The organism is Staphylococcus sp. EG-SA-15 (assembly GCF_017151895.1).
Taxonomy (GTDB): Bacteria; Bacillota; Bacilli; order Staphylococcales; family Staphylococcaceae; genus Staphylococcus; species Staphylococcus aureus.
The window spans coordinates 16541-35378 of the sequence record NZ_JACVZN010000030.1 but is presented as its reverse complement, the minus strand read 5'-3'; the positions used below and the strand labels follow the sequence as shown (position 1 = coordinate 35378).

The window sequence follows — 18838 nt, the reverse complement described above, 5'->3', positions numbered from 1 at the left end:
TTTCATCTGTGGTAGGTAATTACTATTACGGTCAATCTAATATTGAATTTTTATCAACAAACCGTGTAATATTATTTATCTTTAGATGTCTTGTTGTAGTACTTGTCTTTGTCGGTGCAGTTGTAAAAACAGAAACAGTATGGAATACGGCAGACTTATTTATGGGCTTAATGGCAATTGTAAACATTATTTCCATTATAGGACTGTCCAATGTAGCTTTTGCATTGATGAAAGATTATCAAAAGCAGAAAAAAGAAGGCAAGAACCCTGTCTTTAAACCTGAAAACTTAGAAATTAACTTATTTGGAATTAGTGCTTGGGGCGCTAACAAATATAAGAACTCTGATAAATAAATATTTTTAATGTAACGATTCATTATATAAAAATCAAATAAACCCTGAGGTTTTCAAATTAAAGCGAAAATCTCAGGGTTTTAAATTTGTACTCAATAATCATCTGTATCATTACACTAGTTAATCTAAGATTTGATTATATATTAATATAGTAAGGTTGAGATTTATTTCCTCCATTGGTGTGCAAAGACTATACCATTGATAAGACATATTGTTGGATAGATGAATATAAATTTATTTTAGCTTTGCACAATTTAATAGTACGTTTTAGTTTGTATTGAGTATTAATTCAGATAATATATAAATAAATAGAATTATTTGTAAATATGGGAGTCAGATTTTTTTATTATAGTTATTCCACTTTGAGAGACATCGAAATTAAATTAAGATATATCATATAGGATAGGCGTGTAATAGAACACAAGTATTTAAATTATTATACTTTCAAGTTAGACATTTCCGATATATAATCTTAATAATAGAAAAATAGGTGATGATAATGGGAGAATATATTGTTACTAAAACATTGAACAACAATGTCGTAGTATGTACTAATAATGATCAAGAAGTTATTTTAATCGGTAAAGGTATTGGTTTTAACAAAAAAGAGGGAATGGCGTTAAACGACCAAACTATTACAATAGAGAAAATTTATAAATTAGAAAGTGAGCAACAAAAAGCACATTATAAAAGTTTAGTTGAAATCGCTGATGATAATGTATTACAAGTAATTATTGATTCGTTGAATTTTATTTCTAATACTGCGATGAATGTTGATTCAAAACAACTTGTAGTTTCATTAACGGATCATATTATATTTGCTTATAAACGCTTAAAACAAAATCAAGTTATTAGCAATCCATTTGTTATGGAAACTATGCAGTTATATAGTGATGCATATCATATTGCTAAACAGGTGATTGATCAGTTAAATGCAGCATTAGATGTACATTTTCCTGAAGATGAGATAGGATTTATTGCATTACATATTGCATCTAATACAGAAGATTTATCTATGCATGAGATGACCTTGATCAATAATGTTATTAAAAAAGGTATAGATATCATTGAATCAGACCTTGTGACAACTGTTGATAAGGAATCATTACAATACCAACGTTTTATAAGACACGTACAATTTTTAATTCGCCGATTAAGAAGAAAAGAATATATACATGCACAAGATGATTTTGTGTCTATGATTAAAAATCACTATCCGATTTGCTATAACACAGCATATAAAATTTTAACTATGATACAAAAACAATTTGATGTTAATATCAGTGAGTCTGAAATTATATATTTAACATTACACATTCATCATTTTGAAGAAAGGATTAATCAATCCTAAATTAAGTGTATTACACGGGCATTTCGTTACTGTAAAGGGTATTTGTATGGTATCATTGATGTTAGTAATTTTACATAAGTGGACTGTTTTTATACAACATCTTATGAATATTTTAAGTGGTGGTGAATCTATAATTGAATGAAAATGAAAAGAATATAAGAAAGAATTTTTTAAAATTTACCGAATCACGGTATATGAAGTTTGTTGGTGGGAATGATTTAGTCTTCTCATTAATAGCGCTAGTATTGTTGGGTATTGTTATTTTTATTTTCGAAAAAGTATCATATGTTTTTGATCCTTTTATCATCGTTTTTAAGACGATAGCAGCACCTATCATCGTCTCTTTAATTCTATTCTATCTATTTAACCCAATCGTAAATATGATGGAACGTTATAGAATACCAAGAGTTGCAGGTATTTCTATTATTTATCTAGCTGTAGTAGGTGTTATTACGTTAATTGTTAATTTATTGATACCTATTATTGGTTCGCAAGTAGATAGTTTAGTTAAAAATTCACCGCAATATCTAGAAAAATTAATTAATTCTATTGATAAAATAGCAAATAATACGTTTTTCTCTTCGTATTATAGTCAAATTAATGATTGGTTAAATTCTTTACCTAAGAAAATACCATCTATGTTAAGTGAATTTACAGATGGCTTTGGGTCTAAAATTGCAACGTTTGCAGAAACGATTGCTAATATTGGCGTTGTGATTGTCACAACACCATTTGTACTATTCTTTATGCTTAAAGATGGACATCACTTCAAAGAATTTTCAACGAATATTATGCCACCGAAATTCCGAAAAGATTTTCATGATCTACTTGAAAAAATGAGTGTTCAAGTTGGTTCATACATTCAAGGACAAATTATCGTTTCATTCTGTATCGGTATACTGTTGTTTATCGGTTATTCGGTTATCGGGTTGAAATATAGCTTAGTATTAGCTAGTATTGCGGCAGTTACAAGTGTTGTACCATATTTAGGGCCTACTATAGCGATTTCTCCAGCTATTGTAATAGCTGCTATAACATCGCCGTGGATGCTCTTAAAATTAGCAGTAGTATGGACTTTAGTACAATTTGTTGAAGGGCACTTCATTTCACCAAATATTATGGGTAAAACACTTAAGATTCATCCACTTACAATCATTTTCATTTTACTGTGTGCAGGCAAATTGCTTGGTATTGTAGGCGTTATTTTAGGTATTCCGGGATATGCTATTTTAAAAGTATTAGTTACTCATTTATTCCAATTATTTAAACGTCGATACAATCGTTTCTATGGTAATGATGTAGGTGAATATGATATTAAAGAAAGTAATAAAATAGTTGAATAAGTAATAAAAAATACCAATGACTATATGTTTGTTGGTATTTTTTATGGTGCTTATAATGTTGGGCAGTTACATTTATGATTATCAGCACATGTTTAGCTTATAAATTTTTACGAAAGTTTAGCCGTTTATAAAGCACATGCATAATGAAACGAGTATTTGCCACTTGATTAGTACTTCATTATTATGTCGAAAATAAAAATAAGTGGTATTTTTAATATATTAAGAAGCACTCATAATCGGCTGTTAATTAATAATATTTTTCATAAGTATTGATTCATCATTTTCTTTATGTTAAATATGAATCAGTATAGATAACCATATTGTTCTGTTTGAGATAGAAATATTTTCTATTTACTTCTTAATACAGATATCAATATGACAAAAGTGTTATATAAATCAAAGGTAAATGATATGCTATTTTTATGGTTTATATGATATATTTTGATTTATAACAGAAATAATTAGAATTGATGTGAAAAAATGAATCAGGAAGTTAAAAACAAAATATTTTCAATCTTAAAAATTACGTTTGCTACAGCTTTATTTATTTTTGTAGCAATCACATTGTATCGGGAGTTATCTGGTATTAACTTTAAAGATACGTTGGTTGAATTTAGTAAGATTAACCGTATGTCCTTAGTGTTACTATTTATTGGTGGTGGGGCATCGCTTGTTATTCTATCAATGTATGATGTGATTTTATCTAGAGCTTTAAAAATGGATATATCCTTAGGCAAAGTTTTAAGAGTAAGTTATATCATCAATGCATTGAATGCGATTGTAGGTTTCGGTGGCTTTATTGGTGCAGGCGTTAGAGCAATGGTTTATAAAAACTATACGCATGATAAAAAGAAATTAGTTCACTTTATATCCTTAATACTTATTTCAATGTTGACAGGTTTAAGCTTATTATCATTGCTAATTGTATTCCATGTTTTCGATGCATCTTTAATCTTAGATAAGATTACATGGGTAAGATGGGTATTATATGTAGTGTCATTTTTCTTACCATTATTCATTATTTATTCAATGGTTAGACCACCCGATAAAAACAATCGTTTTGTAGGATTGTACTGCACTTTAGTGTCGTGTGTTGAATGGTTAGCAGCTGCAGTTGTATTATATTTCTGTGGTGTAATTGTTGACGCTCATGTATCATTCATGTCCTTTATTGCAATATTTATCATTGCTGCATTATCAGGTTTAGTCAGCTTTATTCCTGGTGGTTTCGGCGCTTTCGATTTAGTTGTATTACTAGGATTTAAAACTTTAGGTGTCCCTGAGGAAAAAGTATTATTAATGCTACTTCTATATCGTTTTGCGTACTATTTTGTACCGGTAATTATTGCATTAATTTTATCATCATTTGAATTTGGTACATCAGCTAAGAAGTACATTGAGGGATCTAAATACTTTATTCCTGCTAAAGATGTTACGTCATTTTTAATGTCTTATCAAAAGGATATTATTGCTAAAATCCCATCATTGTCATTAGCAATTTTAGTATTCTTTACAAGTATGATCTTTTTTGTAAATAACTTAACGATTGTTTACGATGCTTTATATGATGGAAATCACTTAACGTATTATATTCTATTGGCAATTCATACTAGTGCTTGTTTATTACTTTTACTGAATGTAGTTGGTATTTATAAGCAAAGTAGACGTGCCATTATCTTTGCTATGATTTCAATTTTATTAATCACAGTGGCGACATTCTTCACTTACGCTTCATATATTTTAATAACATGGTTAGCTATTATTTTTGTTCTGCTTATTGTAGCTTTCCGTAGAGCACGTAGGTTGAAACGCCCAGTAAGAATGAGAAATATAATTGCAATGCTTTTATTCAGTTTATTTATTTTATATGTTAACCATATATTTATTGCTGGAACGTTATATGCATTAGATATTTATACGATTGAAATGCATACATCTGTATTGCGCTATTACTTCTGGCTTACGATTTTAATCATCGCTATCATCATAGGTATGATTGCATGGTTGTTTGATTATCAATTTAGCAAAGTACGTATTTCTTCTGAAATTGAAGATTGCGAGGAGATTATTAATCAGTACGGCGGTAATTATTTGAGTCACTTGATATATAGTGGTGACAAGCAGTTTTTCACTAATGAAAATAAAACAGCATTTTTAATGTATCGTTATAAAGCAAGTTCATTAGTGGTTCTTGGAGATCCGTTAGGTGATGAAAATGCCTTTGATGAATTGTTAGAAGCATTCTATAATTACGCTGAGTATTTAGGCTATGATGTTATATTCTATCAAGTTACAGATCAACACATGCCTTTATATCATAATTTCGGTAACCAATTTTTCAAATTAGGTGAAGAAGCAATTATTGATTTAACGCAATTTTCAACTTCAGGTAAAAAACGCCGTGGATTTAGAGCGACTTTAAACAAATTCGATGAACTTAATATTTCATTCGAAATTATTGAACCACCGTTTTCAACTGAATTTATAAATGAGCTTCAACATGTAAGTGATTTATGGCTAGATAATCGTCAGGAAATGCATTTCTCTGTGGGTCAATTTAATGAAGAATACTTATCTAAAGCGCCAATTGGTGTAATGCGAAATGAAGAAAATGAAGTAATTGCATTCTGTAGTTTAATGCCAACATACTTTAATGATGCCATTTCAGTCGATTTAATTAGATGGTTGCCAGAGTTAGATTTACCATTAATGGATGGATTATACTTGCACATGTTACTTTGGAGTAAAGAACAAGGTTATACAAAATTTAATATGGGTATGGCAACGTTATCAAACGTTGGTCAATTGCATTATTCATATTTAAGAGAACGACTTGCAGGCCGTGTCTTTGAACATTTCAACGGTCTATATCGTTTCCAAGGATTACGTCGTTATAAATCTAAATATAATCCGAATTGGGAACCACGCTTTTTAGTTTATCGTAAAGATAATTCGCTTTGGGAATCACTTTCTAAAGTAATGCGTGTAATACGTCACAAATAATTAAAATCCAAGTGCTAAGAGGTATACAGTTATGCCTGAAGCGCTTGGATTTTTTGGTTTCTATAAAGAATGATTTATAAAAAACGGTACAGATAAGAATATTTAAGTTTCCTATCTGTACCGTATTTTAATATTGAAATGAGCTTAAGTTAAGTCGCCTAACTTTTATTATCAGTCCAATCAGTTTCATCAAGTATAAATGTTATTGCTTATTTTTGTATTCTTGGCGTATTTTTTGTTCTTCTGCATAGCGCTCTGGATTTTTCTTATAAAAATCTTGGTGATAGTCTTCGGCTTTGTAAAATTGTGACGCGGGTAATATTTTTGTTGCAATTGCCTTATCAGCATTAATCGTATTTTTAAGCTGCTCGATATAAGTCTCAGCGAGTTCTTTTTGATGATCATTAGTGTAGAAAATAGCTGTTTGATATTGAGGACCACGGTCTTGATATTGACCACCTGTATCTAATGGGTCAATGACTGAGAAAAATATTTCTAATAACTTATTGTATGAGAATAATGCAACATCATATTGAATTTCAACAGTTTCTAAATGACCACTCATACCTGATTTTACTTGTTCGTAAGTAGGATTTTCAATATGTCCGCCCATATATCCAGAAGTTACTTTTTCTATGCCGTCAAAGGTGTCAAATGGTTTCGTCATACACCAAAAGCAACCTCCGGCAAAATAAGCTGTATTAATATTCATTTTTGACATCCTTTCATTAGACCTTAGTACGATTTATTAAGAAATCACTTGCTTTTTGAATTGTTTTTATATAACGTTAATATGTGATTATTATAGTACACAAAAATCTATTTTTGAAGATATAAGGTAGGTAAATATGGATAAAGAAACTAATGACAACGAATATAGACGTCAAAGTGAACATCGCACTTCGGCGCCTAAGCGAAAAAAGAAGAAGAAAATTAGGAAATTACCTATCATTCTTCTGATTGTTGTAATTTTACTTATCGCATTAGTTGTATATATTGTACATAGTTACAATAGCGGTGTAGAATATTCCAAGAAACATGCGAAAGATGTTAAAGTACATCAATTTAATGGACCAGTAAAAAATGATGGTAAAATTTCTATTCTTGTACTCGGTGCAGATAAAGCACAAGGTGGACAATCAAGAACAGATTCTATCATGGTTGTTCAATATGACTTTATCAATAAAAAAATGAAAATGATGTCTGTCATGCGTGATATTTATGCAGATATTCCAGGATATGGAAAACACAAAATTAATTCAGCATACGCTTTAGGTGGTCCAGAGCTACTTAGAAAAACACTTGATAAAAATTTAGGAATTAATCCTGAATATTATGCAGTAGTTGATTTTACTGGATTTGAGAAAATGATTGATGAATTAATGCCTGAAGGTGTACCAATTAATGTCGAAAAAGATATGTCGAAAAATATTGGTGTATCTTTGAAAAAGGGTAACCATAGGTTGAATGGTAAAGAATTACTTGGTTATGCAAGATTCCGTCACGACCCTGAAGGTGACTTCGGACGTGTGCGACGTCAGCAACAAGTGATGCAAACATTGAAAAAAGAAATGGTTAATTTTAGAACAGTTGTTAAATTACCAAAAGTTGCAGGTATTTTAAGAGGCTATGTGAATACAAACATTCCTGATTCAGGGATTTTCCAAACAGGTTTGAGTTTTGGTATCCGAGGTGAAAAAGATGTTAAGTCATTGACTGTGCCAATCAAGAACTCATACGAAGATGTCAATACAAATACTGATGGTAGTGCATTACAGATTAATAAAAACACAAATAAACAAGCTATTAAAGACTTTTTAGATGAAGATTAAAAATAAACAAGGCGATTTCTATCATACTCAGATAGAAGTCGCCTTGTTCGTTTTCAAAGAATTAATTGGCATGCATCTTATGAAGAATTATTGATCTGACTTTCTTACGCCAGCCACACCATAATGGTTTGGTTTCATTTCTTCTATAACAACGTGAATTGCTTGTCTATTTGCCCCCGTTGTTTTTTCTACGGCGTCAGTTACTTCGCTAACTAAATTTTTTAATTGTTCATCCGAACGACCTTCTAATAATTTTACATTGACGATTGGCATCATCCAAACCTCCTAATCATTATTAATTTGAGTATATCATGTAATACTTAAAAATTCATTTGCAAAATAACAGAACATTTGTTCTAAAATAGTTGAAATAGAACACGTGTTCGTATATAATAAGATTCAAGTAAGGGAGGAATAACAGTGTATAATTATCATTTATTAGAAGATAGGGATGTTCTATGTATTGACCAAAAAAGTTTTTTTGCGAGTGTTTCTTGTATTGAAAAGGGGCTAGATCCATTAGAAACAAAGTTAGCTGTTGTTGCAGATACTAAGCGTCAGGGTTCTGTAATATTGGCTGCGACACCTAAATTAAAAGAATTAGGCATCAAGACAGGGTCGCGATTGTTTGAAATACCACATAGAAATGATATTTACATTATCAATCCAAGTATGCGTAAATATCTTAATGTTTCAGTTGCTATTTCTAAGATTGCATTGCGTTATATTCCACCTGAAGATTTACACCAATATAGTATTGACGAATTTTTTATGGATGTTACTGATAGCTATCATAGATTTAGTTCTACAGTACATGCATTTTGCGAAAGACTTAAACGTGAAATTTATGAAGAAACAGGCATTTATTGTACTGTGGGCATTGGTTCTAATATGTTATTAAGTAAAATTGCTATGGATGTTGAAGCGAAGCATAGTCAAAATGGTATAGCTGAATGGCGATATCAAGATGTACCAACGAAATTATGGCCAATTCAGCCCTTGCGAGATTTTTGGGGTATTAATCGTCGAACAGAAGCCAAATTGAATAAAAGAGGAATTTTTACTATAGGAGATTTAGCGAAATATCCATATAAATTTTTAAAAAAAGAGTTCGGTATTTTAGGTGTTGATATGCATCTACATGCGAATGGGATAGATCAGAGTAAAGTACGTGAAAAGCACAAGATCAGCAATCCATCGATATGCAAAAGTCAAATATTAATGAGAGATTATCATTTTGATGAAGCAAAAGTAGTAATGCAAGAGTTAATTGAAGATGTTGCTAGCAGAGTTCGAGCAAGAAAAAAAGTGGCAAGAACGATACATTTTGCCTTTGGCTATAGTGATGAAGGCGGTGTACATAAGCAATATACTTTGAAAGATCCAACAAACTTAGAAAAAGATATTTATAAAGTAGTAATGCATTTTGCAGATAAATTATGTAATAAACAAGCACTATATCGTACGCTAAGTATATCTTTGAGTCAATTTATTAATGAGGATGAGCGACAGTTAAGTCTGTTTGAAGATGAATACCAACGCAAACGTGACGAATGCCTAGCTAAAACGATAGACCAATTACATTTGAAATACGGCAAAGGTATTGTGTCCAAAGCAGTATCGTTTACAGAAGCAGGTACAAAACATGGTAGATTAGGTTTAATGGCTGGACATAAAATGTAATGACTATACGGTTTAAGGAATATATAACTGTGATTCGTATAAAATAAGTCTCTAAAGATAAATATTTCATATATCACAATAGATTTCACAATAATATCTAAGAATACATGGGAATTTATCAAAAGAGACTTAATAATTATTGGATATAACAATCAAAATCACTCAATGCTTGCATACCGCGTTCTCGGTCAGTAGGATTTTTGAAACTAATTTTTAAAGCACCGTATATATCTTCGCGTACTTCTAAGATTCTTAAGTTGCTTATAGATATGTTATGTAAACTCAGGATATAAGTCACTTTACTTATCATACCTGATTCATCCGGAATATCTACATATAGATCATACGCAGTATTTAGTCCACCTAGTTGTTTAGCGGGTAGTGCGTCGCGATACGATTTAGCTTGGGCAAAAAATGATAACAATTTTTCAGAATCATTGCTTTCAATTAGTCTTTCTAAATCTTGAAACTGACTTTTTAGCTGTCGAATCATTTCTAAAATATACGTTTTATTACTCAAGGTGATATCTTTCCACATTTGTGCATTACTACTAGCTATACGAGTGATATCACGAAAACCACCAGCTGCAAGTTTATTAACTAAATGATGTTCTTGACCGTTCTTTTGACTAACATGAACTAAACTAGATGCAACGATATGAGGTAAATGACTTACGACGCTTGTTACGTAGTCGTGTTCTTCAGCAGTAGTTACAATAAATTTAGCAAGAGTAGGTGATAACAGTTCTTTTAACGTGTTTGCTGCTTGCTCATTTCTTGGCTCATTATAGACTAAAATATAATAAGCGTTTTCAAATAAGTGCTTTTTAGCATTTAGTACACCAGATTTATGACTACCAGCCATTGGATGACCACTGACTAAATGAATATTATGCTTTAATAAATTGGATTCGTGTTGCTGTATCATTGCTTTAGTACTACCAGTATCAGAAACAATAACACCAGGTTTAGTTGGCATATCTATAAGCTCGCTAAGATATTTATTTGTGATAGCAACAGGTGTTGCATAAATAATTACATCGGCTTTTTTAATAGCTTCACTATAATTTAAACATTTTTCATTAATAATGCCGATTGATTTAGCTTTATCTAACTGAGAAGTATCTGCATCGTATGCAATAATATTAGTATTAGGGTTATGGTATTTTATATTGCTAGCAAGACTTCCACCAATTAATCCAAGCCCAACAAATAAAACTGTTGTCATATAAATCACCTTATTTCGAAATTTTCAGAATAATAACATTGTAAATGAGCTGTTGACACAGTGCAATAGTAAATAAAAATCGATAATAGCATTAATAGATAAACGGAGATAAATCATCTACAATAAAGAGTATAGTAACACAATGGCAACGGAGGGGTAAATCAATGGAACCAATATTAGAAATGATTAAAACATTAACAGGTATTAATAGTCCTTCAGGAGACACAGAAGAAGCAATTCAATTTGTCGAAAAATATGCAAATGACTTGAGTTATCAAACAACACTAACAAATAAAGGTGCGTTATTAATAACAGTGCCAGGCAAAAATGATGAAGTACAACGCTGTATTACTGCTCATGTTGATACTTTAGGTGCAATGGTTAAAGAAATTAAAGAAGATGGTCGCTTAGCAATAGAATTAATTGGAGGATTCACGTATAACGCGATTGAGGGTGAATATTGCCAAATTAAAACTGATGCTGGTCAAATATATACAGGAACAATTTGTCTGCATGAAACAAGTGTTCATGTATATAGAAATAATCATGAAATACCTAGAGATCAAAAGCATATGGAAATAAGAATTGATGAAGTAACTACATCAGAAGAAGATACAAAGAGTTTAGGTATTTCAGTAGGTGATTTTGTTAGCTTTGATCCACGTACAGTTATCACGTCATCAGGTTTTATTAAATCTCGTCATTTAGATGATAAAGCTAGCGTAGCGATGATACTACAATTACTAAAGAAATTAAAAGAAGAGCAAATAATATTACCACATACAACGCAATTTTATATTTCTAATAACGAAGAAATAGGTTACGGTGCAAATGCATCAATTGATTCGAAAATCAAAGAATATATTGCATTAGATATGGGCGCGTTGGGAGACGGTCAAGCATCGGATGAATATACAGTTTCTATTTGTGCCAAAGATGCTTCAGGTCCATATCATAAGCAATTGAAATCGCACCTAGTTAATCTTTGCAAAATAAATAACATTCCATATAAAGTAGACATATATCCATATTATGGTTCAGATGCTTCAGCAGCTTTACATGCTGGTGCGGATATCAGACATGGTTTATTTGGCGCTGGCATTGAATCATCTCATGCAATGGAACGAACACATATTGATTCTATTAAAGCGACAGAGAAATTACTATATGCATATTGCTTATCACCAATTGAGTAAACAATTAGTGTTGACAAATGTGAACGACCTATGTAATATAATGAACTATAAAAATAATTAGAATTTTCTAAAGAAATAGTAGCAGATATGAAACGTAGCAAATAGAAAGCTAATGGGTGATGGGAATTAGCACGCCATATCTTGTGAATTGGACTTTGGAAAACAATTGAATGAGTTTTGAAAGTGAACATGAATTATGTTAACTAAGGTGGCACCACGGTAACGCGTCCTTACAGGTATATGCGTTATGTGGTGTCTTTTTATTTAGACAAAATGTAGTAGTTAATTAAAGGTAGCAACAGAAAGTTAGTGGATGATGTGAACTAACACCGAGATTAATGAAATTGGGTTTTGTCTGCAACAGAAAAATTATATATAGTAAAGAGTGAACTATGAATATTTCGAATATTCGGTTAATTTAGGTGGTACCACGCGTCAGCGTCCTTTATATTGATAAGGATGCTGGCGCTTTTTTGAAAGGAGCGTATAGAATGGATATATTTTATAAAAAAATAAAAGCAAATGTAACGCCCGAAGTTTTAGCACAACTTCATTCCAAGAAGATCATTTTGGAAAGTACAAATCAACAACAAACTAAAGGTCGCTATTCAGTTGTTATTTTTGATATTTATGGCACTTTAACTTTAGATAATGATGTATTATCAGTAAGTACTTTAAAAGAATCGTATCAAATCACTGAAAGACCGTACCATTATTTAACGACTAAAATAAATGAAGACTACCATAATATTCAAGATGAGCAACTTAAGTCATTACCATTTATATCTGGATATGTTGGGACGTGTAGCTTTGATTTAGTAAGACATGAATTTCCTAAATTGCAATCAATACAATTAGAAGATCACAAGCAGCACGATGTAAGGTTATATATGGTTGAACAAGTTTATGTATTTGACCATTACAAAGATGAGTTATATATCATCGCGACGAATCAATTTTCAAATTCAACAAAATCAGATCTTGAGAATCGAGTTATTAAGTCTATCGAAGACTTAACTAAAATCCAACCATTCATGCCTACACAAGATTTTGATTTTAAAACTAAAGAAATTCAATCAAACATTTCTGAAGAAAGATTTATCGAAATGATTCAGTATTTCAAAGAGAAAATAACAGAAGGGGATATGTTCCAAGTTGTGCCATCAAGAATTTACAAATATGCGCATCATGCTAGTCAGCATTTAAATCAACTTTCGTTTCAACTGTATCAAAATTTAAAACGACAAAACCCAAGTCCATATATGTATTATCTTAATATCGATCAACCATATATTGTCGGTAGTTCTCCCGAAAGTTTCGTAAGTGTCAAAGATCAAATTGTAACAACTAATCCTATTGCAGGTACGATTCAACGTGGTGAGACGACACAAATAGATAATGAGAATATGAAACAACTACTTAATGATCCAAAAGAATGCAGCGAACATCGTATGCTAGTTGATTTAGGACGTAATGATATTCATAGAGTAAGTAAAATCGGTACCTCAAAAATTACTAAATTAATGGTTATTGAAAAATATGAACATGTTATGCATATCGTAAGTGAAGTCACAGGTAAAATAAATCAAAATTTATCGCCAATGACAGTTATTGCGAATTTATTACCAACAGGTACCGTTTCAGGTGCACCAAAATTACGTGCAATTGAAAGAATATATGAACAATATCCACATAAACGGGGCGTTTATAGTGGTGGTGTTGGATACATAAATTGTAATCATAACTTAGATTTTGCATTAGCAATTCGAACGATGATGATAGATGAGCAGTATATCAACGTAGAAGCTGGTTGTGGCGTTGTATATGATTCTATTCCTGAAAAAGAACTGAATGAAACGAAATTGAAAGCTAAAAGCTTATTGGAGGTGAGCCCATGATCTTAGTTGTAGATAATTATGATTCCTTTACATATAACCTAGTGGATATTGTTGCTCAACATACTGACGTCATTGTTCAATACCCTGATGATGATAATGTGCTGAATCAATCGGTGGACGCTGTTATTATATCTCCTGGTCCAGGGCATCCATTAGACGATCAACAGTTAATGAAAATCATATCAACCTATCAACACAAACCCATTTTAGGTATTTGTTTAGGGGCTCAGGCACTGACTTGTTACTACGGTGGAGAAGTCATTAAAGGCGACAAGGTTATGCACGGCAAAGTTGATACACTAAAGGTTATATCGCATCATCAACATCTGTTATATCAAGATATACCAGAACAGTTTTCAATTATGAGATATCATTCATTAATAAGTAACCCTGACAATTTTCCAGAAGAATTGAAAATTACTGGACGTACCAAAGATTGTATACAGTCATTCGAGCATAAAGAAAGACCGCATTATGGTATTCAGTACCATCCTGAATCATTTGCTACAGACTATGGTGTCAAAATAATTACAAATTTCATTAATCTAGTGAAGGAAGGATGAAAACCATGACATTACTAACAAGAATAAAAACTGAAACTATATTACTTGAAAGCGACATTAAAGAGCTAATCGATATACTTATTTCTCCTAGTATTGGAACTGATATTAAATATGAATTACTTAGTTCCTATTCGGAGCGAGAAATCCAACAACAAGAATTAACATATATTGTACGTAGCTTAATTAATACAATGTATCCACATCAACCATGTTATGAAGGGGCTATGTGTGTGTGCGGCACAGGTGGTGACAAGTCAAATAGTTTCAACATTTCAACGACTGTTGCTTTTGTTGTAGCAAGTGCTGGCGTAAAAGTTATAAAACATGGTAATAAAAGTATTACCTCAAATTCAGGTAGTACGGATTTGTTAAATCAAATGAACATACAAACAACAACTGTTGATGATACACCTAACCAATTAAATGAAAAAGACCTTGTATTCATTGGTGCAACTGAATCATATCCAATCATGAAGTATATGCAACCAGTTAGAAAAATGATTGGAAAGCCTACAATATTAAACCTTGTGGGTCCATTAATTAATCCATATCACTTAACGTATCAAATGGTAGGCGTCTTTGATCCTACAAAGTTAAAGTTAGTTGCTAAAACGATTAAAGATTTAGGTAGAAAACGTGCAATCGTTTTACATGGTGCAAATGCTATGGATGAAGCAACACTATCTGGTGATAATTTGATATATGAATTGACTGAAGATGGAGAAATCAAAAATTACACATTAAATGCGACTGATTATGGTTTGAAACATGCGCCGAATAGTGATTTTAAAGGCGGTTCACCTGAAGAAAATTTAGCAATCTCCCTTAATATCTTGAATGGTAAAGATCAGTCAAGTCGACGTGATGTTGTCTTACTAAATGCGGGTTTAAGCCTTTATGTTGCAGAGAAAGTGGATACCATCGCAGAAGGCATAGAACTTGCAACTACATTGATTGATAATGGTGAAGCATTGGAAAAATACCATCAAATGAGAGGTGAATAATATGACGATTTTATCAGAAATTGTTAAATATAAACAGTCACTTTTACAAAATGGCTATTATCAAGACAAACTTAATACCTTGAAAAGTGTGAAGATTCAGAATAAAAAATCTTTTATAAACGCAATTGAGAAAGAACCAAAGCTAGCAATTATTGCAGAAATTAAATCGAAGAGTCCTACAGTTAATGACTTACCTGAACGAGATTTATCGCAACAAATCTCAGATTATGACCAATATGGTGCAAATGCCGTGTCCATTTTAACTGATGAAAAGTACTTTGGTGGTAGTTTTGAAAGATTACAAGCATTGACGACAAAAACAACATTACCCGTATTATGCAAAGACTTTATTATAGACCCGCTTCAAATTGATGTTGCTAAACAAGCTGGTGCATCTATGATTTTATTGATCGTTAACATCTTATCTGATAAACAATTGAAAGATTTATATAACTACGCTATATCGCAAAATCTAGAAGTGTTAGTTGAAGTACATGATCGCCATGAATTAGAACGTGCCTATAAGGTTAATGCTAAATTGATTGGTGTAAATAACAGGGACTTAAAACGATTTGTTACAAATGTGGAACATACAAATACTATTTTAGAAAATAAAAAACCAAATCATTATTATATTTCTGAAAGTGGTATTCACGATGCATCTGATGTAAGAAAAATCTTGCATAGTGGTATCGATGGCTTACTAATAGGTGAGGCGCTTATGCGTTGTGACAATCTATCTGAATTTTTACCACAACTGAAAATGCAAAAGGTGAAGTCATGATGAAATTGAAATTTTGTGGCTTTACATCAATAAAGGATGTTACAGCGGCCAGTCAATTACCTATTGATGCGATAGGTTTCATCCATTATGAAAAAAGTAAAAGGCATCAAACAATTATCCAAATAAAAAAGTTAGCGTCTGCTGTTCCAAATCATATCGATAAAGTATGTGTCATGGTAAATCCTGATTTAACAACAATTGAACACGTATTAAGCAATACGTCAATTAACACAATACAGTTACACGGCACAGAATCTATTGATTTTATACAGGAAATTAAAAAGAAATATTCAAGCATTAAAATCACTAAAGCTTTAGCTGCAGATGACAACATAATCCAAAACATAAATAAATATAAAGAGTTCGTAGATTTATTTATTATCGACACACCCTCAGTGTCGTATGGTGGTACCGGTCAAACATATGACTGGACTATTTTGAAGCACATAAAAGACATACCTTACTTGATAGCAGGAGGCATTAACTCTGAAAATATTCAAACAGTTAATCAACTTAAATTATCACATCAAGGTTTTGATCTTGCATCAGGTATAGAAGTAAATGGGCGAAAAGATATAGAAAAAATGACAGCAATTGTAAATATTGTGAAAGGAGATAGAGATAATGAATAAACAAATACAAACGGAAGCAGATGAATTAGGTTTCTTTGGTGAATACGGAGGGCAATATGTTCCAGAAACATTAATGCCAGCAATTATTGAGTTGAAAAAAGCTTATAAAGAGGCAAAAGCAGACCCAGAGTTTCAAAGAGAACTGGAATACTATTTATCAGAGTATGTAGGACGCGCGACGCCACTTACATATGCTGCATCATATACTGAAAGCCTAGGTGGCGCTAAAATATATTTGAAACGAGAGGATCTAAATCATACAGGCGCCCATAAAATTAATAATGCGTTAGGTCAAGCGTTGCTTGCTAAAAGAATGGGCAAGAAGAAGCTTGTTGCTGAAACTGGTGCGGGCCAACATGGTGTAGCTAGTGCTACGGTTGCTGCATTATTTGATATGGAACTTGTTGTCTTTATGGGAAGTGAAGATATTAAAAGACAACAACTTAATGTATTTAGAATGGAATTACTTGGTGCAAAGGTTGTGGCAGTTGAAGATGGTCAAGGGACTTTATCGGATGCAGTTAATAAAGCATTGCAATATTGGGTAAGTCATGTAGATGATACACATTATTTATTAGGTTCTGCATTAGGTCCAGACCCGTTCCCAACGATTGTTAGAGATTTTCAGAGTGTGATTGGTAAAGAAATAAAATCACAGATATTGAAGAAAGAAGGTCGACTTCCGGATGCAATTGTAGCATGTATCGGTGGTGGCTCAAATGCAATCGGTACATTTTATCCATTTATTAAAGATGATGTTGCATTATACGGTGTTGAAGCCGCAGGTCAAGGCGAGGATACTGATAAACATGCACTTGCAATTGGCAAAGGATCACCTGGCGTATTACATGGTACTAAAATGTATTTAATTCAAGATGAAGATGGGCAAGTGCAACTAGCACATTCTATTTCAGCAGGACTTGATTATCCTGGTATTGGACCAGAACATTCTTATTACCACGACATTGGTAGAGTAACTTTTGAAAATGCAAGTGATACACAAGCAATGAATGCTTTAATCAACTTTACAAAACATGAAGGTATTATACCTGCAATTGAAAGTGCACATGCACTGAGTTATGTTGAAAGACTAGCGCCTACGATGTCGAAAGAAGATATTATTGTAGTAACTATTTCTGGACGTGGCGATAAAGATATGGAAACAATTAGACAATATATGGCAGAGCGAGGTCTTGCAAATGACTAAATTATTTATACCTTATATTATGGGCAATAAAGATTTGATTGAAAATGCAACATTGTTGAGTGAAAATGGTGCAGATATAATTGAAATTGGAGTACCTTTCTCTGATCCGGTTGCTGATGGTCCAGTTATCATGGAAGCAGGTCAACAAGCGATTAAACAAGGCATCACGATAGATTATATTTTCAATCAATTAGAAAAACATGGTGATCAAATTAAGTGTAACTATGTATTAATGACGTATTATAATATTATTTGTCATTATGGAGAACAAGCGTTTTTTGAAAAATGTCGAGATACTGGTGTCTACGGCTTAATTATTCCTGATTTACCATATGAATTATCGCAAAGTTTAAAACAACAATTTAGTCACTATGGCGTCAAAATCATATCGTTAGTTGCGATGACTACTGATGACAAACGTATAAAAGATATCGTATCCCATGCGGAAGGCTTTATTTATACTGTGACGATGAATGCGACAACAGGGCAAAACGGTGCGTTTCATCCAGAATTAAAACGAAAAATTGAGTCAATTAAAGCGATAGCCAATGTGCCAGTTGTCGCAGGATTTGGTATAAGAACACCACAACATGTTGCAGATATAAAAGAGGTTGCAGATGGCATTGTCATTGGTAGCGAAATCGTTAAGCGATTTAAATCTAACACGCGTGAGGAAATCATTAAATATTTACAATCTATCCAACAAACATTGAATAATTAAGTTTACTTGATTTAAAAAAATTAGTCGAATACTGTTTGAA

The 18838-nt window shown here is 32.0% G+C and carries 18 protein-coding genes; 15 read left to right on the top strand and 3 right to left on the bottom strand.

Going from position 1 to position 18838, the window contains the following annotated elements:
* The 5 genes from IDG64_RS11645 to mprF all read left to right on the top strand — a co-directional run.
* Window positions 1–353, top strand: a 353-nt coding sequence (locus IDG64_RS11645; RefSeq protein WP_206171325.1) for an alanine:cation symporter family protein, incomplete at its 5' end; no start/stop codon positions are given.
* A 499-nt stretch (window positions 354–852) separates the two neighbouring features.
* Window positions 853–1704: a glucose PTS transporter transcription antiterminator GlcT gene (gene glcT, locus IDG64_RS11640; protein WP_000505015.1), complete on the top strand. Its 852-nt coding sequence runs from the start codon at window positions 853–855 to the stop codon at window positions 1702–1704.
* Window positions 1679–1846 (top strand): hypothetical protein, encoded by a 168-nt coding sequence (locus IDG64_RS11635; RefSeq protein ID WP_031864475.1) that lies wholly within the window; start codon window positions 1679–1681, stop codon window positions 1844–1846. The genes glcT and IDG64_RS11635 overlap by 26 nt, the downstream gene beginning before the upstream one ends.
* The gene (gene cozEb, locus IDG64_RS11630) at window positions 1839–3047 is read left to right on the top strand and encodes a cell elongation protein CozEb (protein WP_001004752.1); all 1209 of its coding nucleotides are present in this window, start codon (window positions 1839–1841) and stop codon (window positions 3045–3047) included. Before IDG64_RS11635 ends, cozEb begins: the two co-directional genes overlap by 8 nt.
* A gap of 480 nt (window positions 3048–3527) precedes the next feature.
* Window positions 3528–6050 (top strand): bifunctional lysylphosphatidylglycerol flippase/synthetase MprF, encoded by a 2523-nt coding sequence (gene mprF / locus IDG64_RS11625; RefSeq protein ID WP_001071133.1) that lies wholly within the window; start codon window positions 3528–3530, stop codon window positions 6048–6050.
* Window positions 6051–6252: 202 nt separating this feature from the next.
* On the opposite strand, the gene msrA is transcribed toward mprF, so the two are convergent.
* Window positions 6253–6762: a peptide-methionine (S)-S-oxide reductase MsrA gene (msrA, locus tag IDG64_RS11620; RefSeq protein WP_111762266.1), complete on the bottom strand. Its 510-nt coding sequence runs from the start codon at window positions 6760–6762 to the stop codon at window positions 6253–6255.
* Window positions 6763–6898: 136 nt separating this feature from the next.
* Between msrA and IDG64_RS11615 the strand changes: the two genes are divergently transcribed.
* Window positions 6899–7882, top strand: coding sequence for an LCP family protein (locus tag IDG64_RS11615; RefSeq protein ID WP_000356980.1), 984 nt, complete (start codon window positions 6899–6901; stop codon window positions 7880–7882).
* Window positions 7883–7969: 87 nt separating this feature from the next.
* Here IDG64_RS11615 and IDG64_RS11610 read toward each other — a convergent pair whose 3' ends face one another.
* Window positions 7970–8155, bottom strand: coding sequence for a 2-hydroxymuconate tautomerase (locus tag IDG64_RS11610; protein ID WP_001123276.1), 186 nt, complete (start codon window positions 8153–8155; stop codon window positions 7970–7972).
* Window positions 8156–8302: 147 nt separating this feature from the next.
* On the opposite strand from IDG64_RS11610, the gene IDG64_RS11605 reads away from it, so the two are divergent.
* A complete protein-coding gene (locus IDG64_RS11605; protein WP_000283016.1) occupies window positions 8303–9565 on the top strand; it encodes a Y-family DNA polymerase in 1263 nt (420 codons plus the stop codon).
* A gap of 136 nt (window positions 9566–9701) precedes the next feature.
* On the opposite strand, the gene IDG64_RS11600 is transcribed toward IDG64_RS11605, so the two are convergent.
* On the bottom strand, window positions 9702–10793 hold the full coding sequence (locus tag IDG64_RS11600) for a prephenate dehydrogenase (RefSeq protein ID WP_000214276.1): 1092 nt from the start codon (window positions 10791–10793) through the stop codon (window positions 9702–9704).
* 164 nt (window positions 10794–10957) lie between these two features.
* Here IDG64_RS11600 and IDG64_RS11595 point away from each other — a divergent pair, with 164 nt between their 5' ends.
* The 8 genes from IDG64_RS11595 to trpA all read left to right on the top strand — a co-directional run bounded on the left by IDG64_RS11595 (window position 10958) and on the right by trpA (window position 18798).
* The gene (locus IDG64_RS11595) at window positions 10958–11989 is read left to right on the top strand and encodes a M42 family metallopeptidase (protein ID WP_206171324.1); all 1032 of its coding nucleotides are present in this window, start codon (window positions 10958–10960) and stop codon (window positions 11987–11989) included.
* Between the two features lie 491 nt (window positions 11990–12480).
* Complete coding sequence (locus IDG64_RS11590) at window positions 12481–13887, top strand: anthranilate synthase component I (protein ID WP_000350978.1); 1407 nt, start codon at window positions 12481–12483, stop codon at window positions 13885–13887.
* The gene (locus IDG64_RS11585) at window positions 13884–14450 is read left to right on the top strand and encodes an anthranilate synthase component II (protein ID WP_000604817.1); all 567 of its coding nucleotides are present in this window, start codon (window positions 13884–13886) and stop codon (window positions 14448–14450) included. The genes IDG64_RS11590 and IDG64_RS11585 overlap by 4 nt, the downstream gene beginning before the upstream one ends.
* A gap of 5 nt (window positions 14451–14455) precedes the next feature.
* Window positions 14456–15454 carry an anthranilate phosphoribosyltransferase gene (gene trpD, locus IDG64_RS11580; protein WP_000173829.1) on the top strand — a complete coding sequence of 333 codons (999 nt, stop codon included), beginning with the start codon at window positions 14456–14458 and terminating at the stop codon, window positions 15452–15454.
* 1 nt (window position 15455) lies between these two features.
* Window positions 15456–16238 carry an indole-3-glycerol phosphate synthase TrpC gene (gene trpC, locus IDG64_RS11575; RefSeq protein ID WP_000154115.1) on the top strand — a complete coding sequence of 261 codons (783 nt, stop codon included), beginning with the start codon at window positions 15456–15458 and terminating at the stop codon, window positions 16236–16238.
* A complete protein-coding gene (locus IDG64_RS11570; protein ID WP_206171323.1) occupies window positions 16238–16870 on the top strand; it encodes a phosphoribosylanthranilate isomerase in 633 nt (210 codons plus the stop codon). Before trpC ends, IDG64_RS11570 begins: the two co-directional genes overlap by 1 nt.
* Window positions 16863–18077, top strand: a complete 1215-nt coding sequence (gene trpB, locus IDG64_RS11565) for a tryptophan synthase subunit beta (RefSeq protein WP_001041341.1) — start codon at window positions 16863–16865, stop codon at window positions 18075–18077. The genes IDG64_RS11570 and trpB overlap by 8 nt, the downstream gene beginning before the upstream one ends.
* Window positions 18070–18798 carry a tryptophan synthase subunit alpha gene (gene trpA, locus IDG64_RS11560; protein WP_000163631.1) on the top strand — a complete coding sequence of 243 codons (729 nt, stop codon included), beginning with the start codon at window positions 18070–18072 and terminating at the stop codon, window positions 18796–18798. Before trpB ends, trpA begins: the two co-directional genes overlap by 8 nt.
* Window positions 18799–18838: the final 40 nt, after the last annotated feature.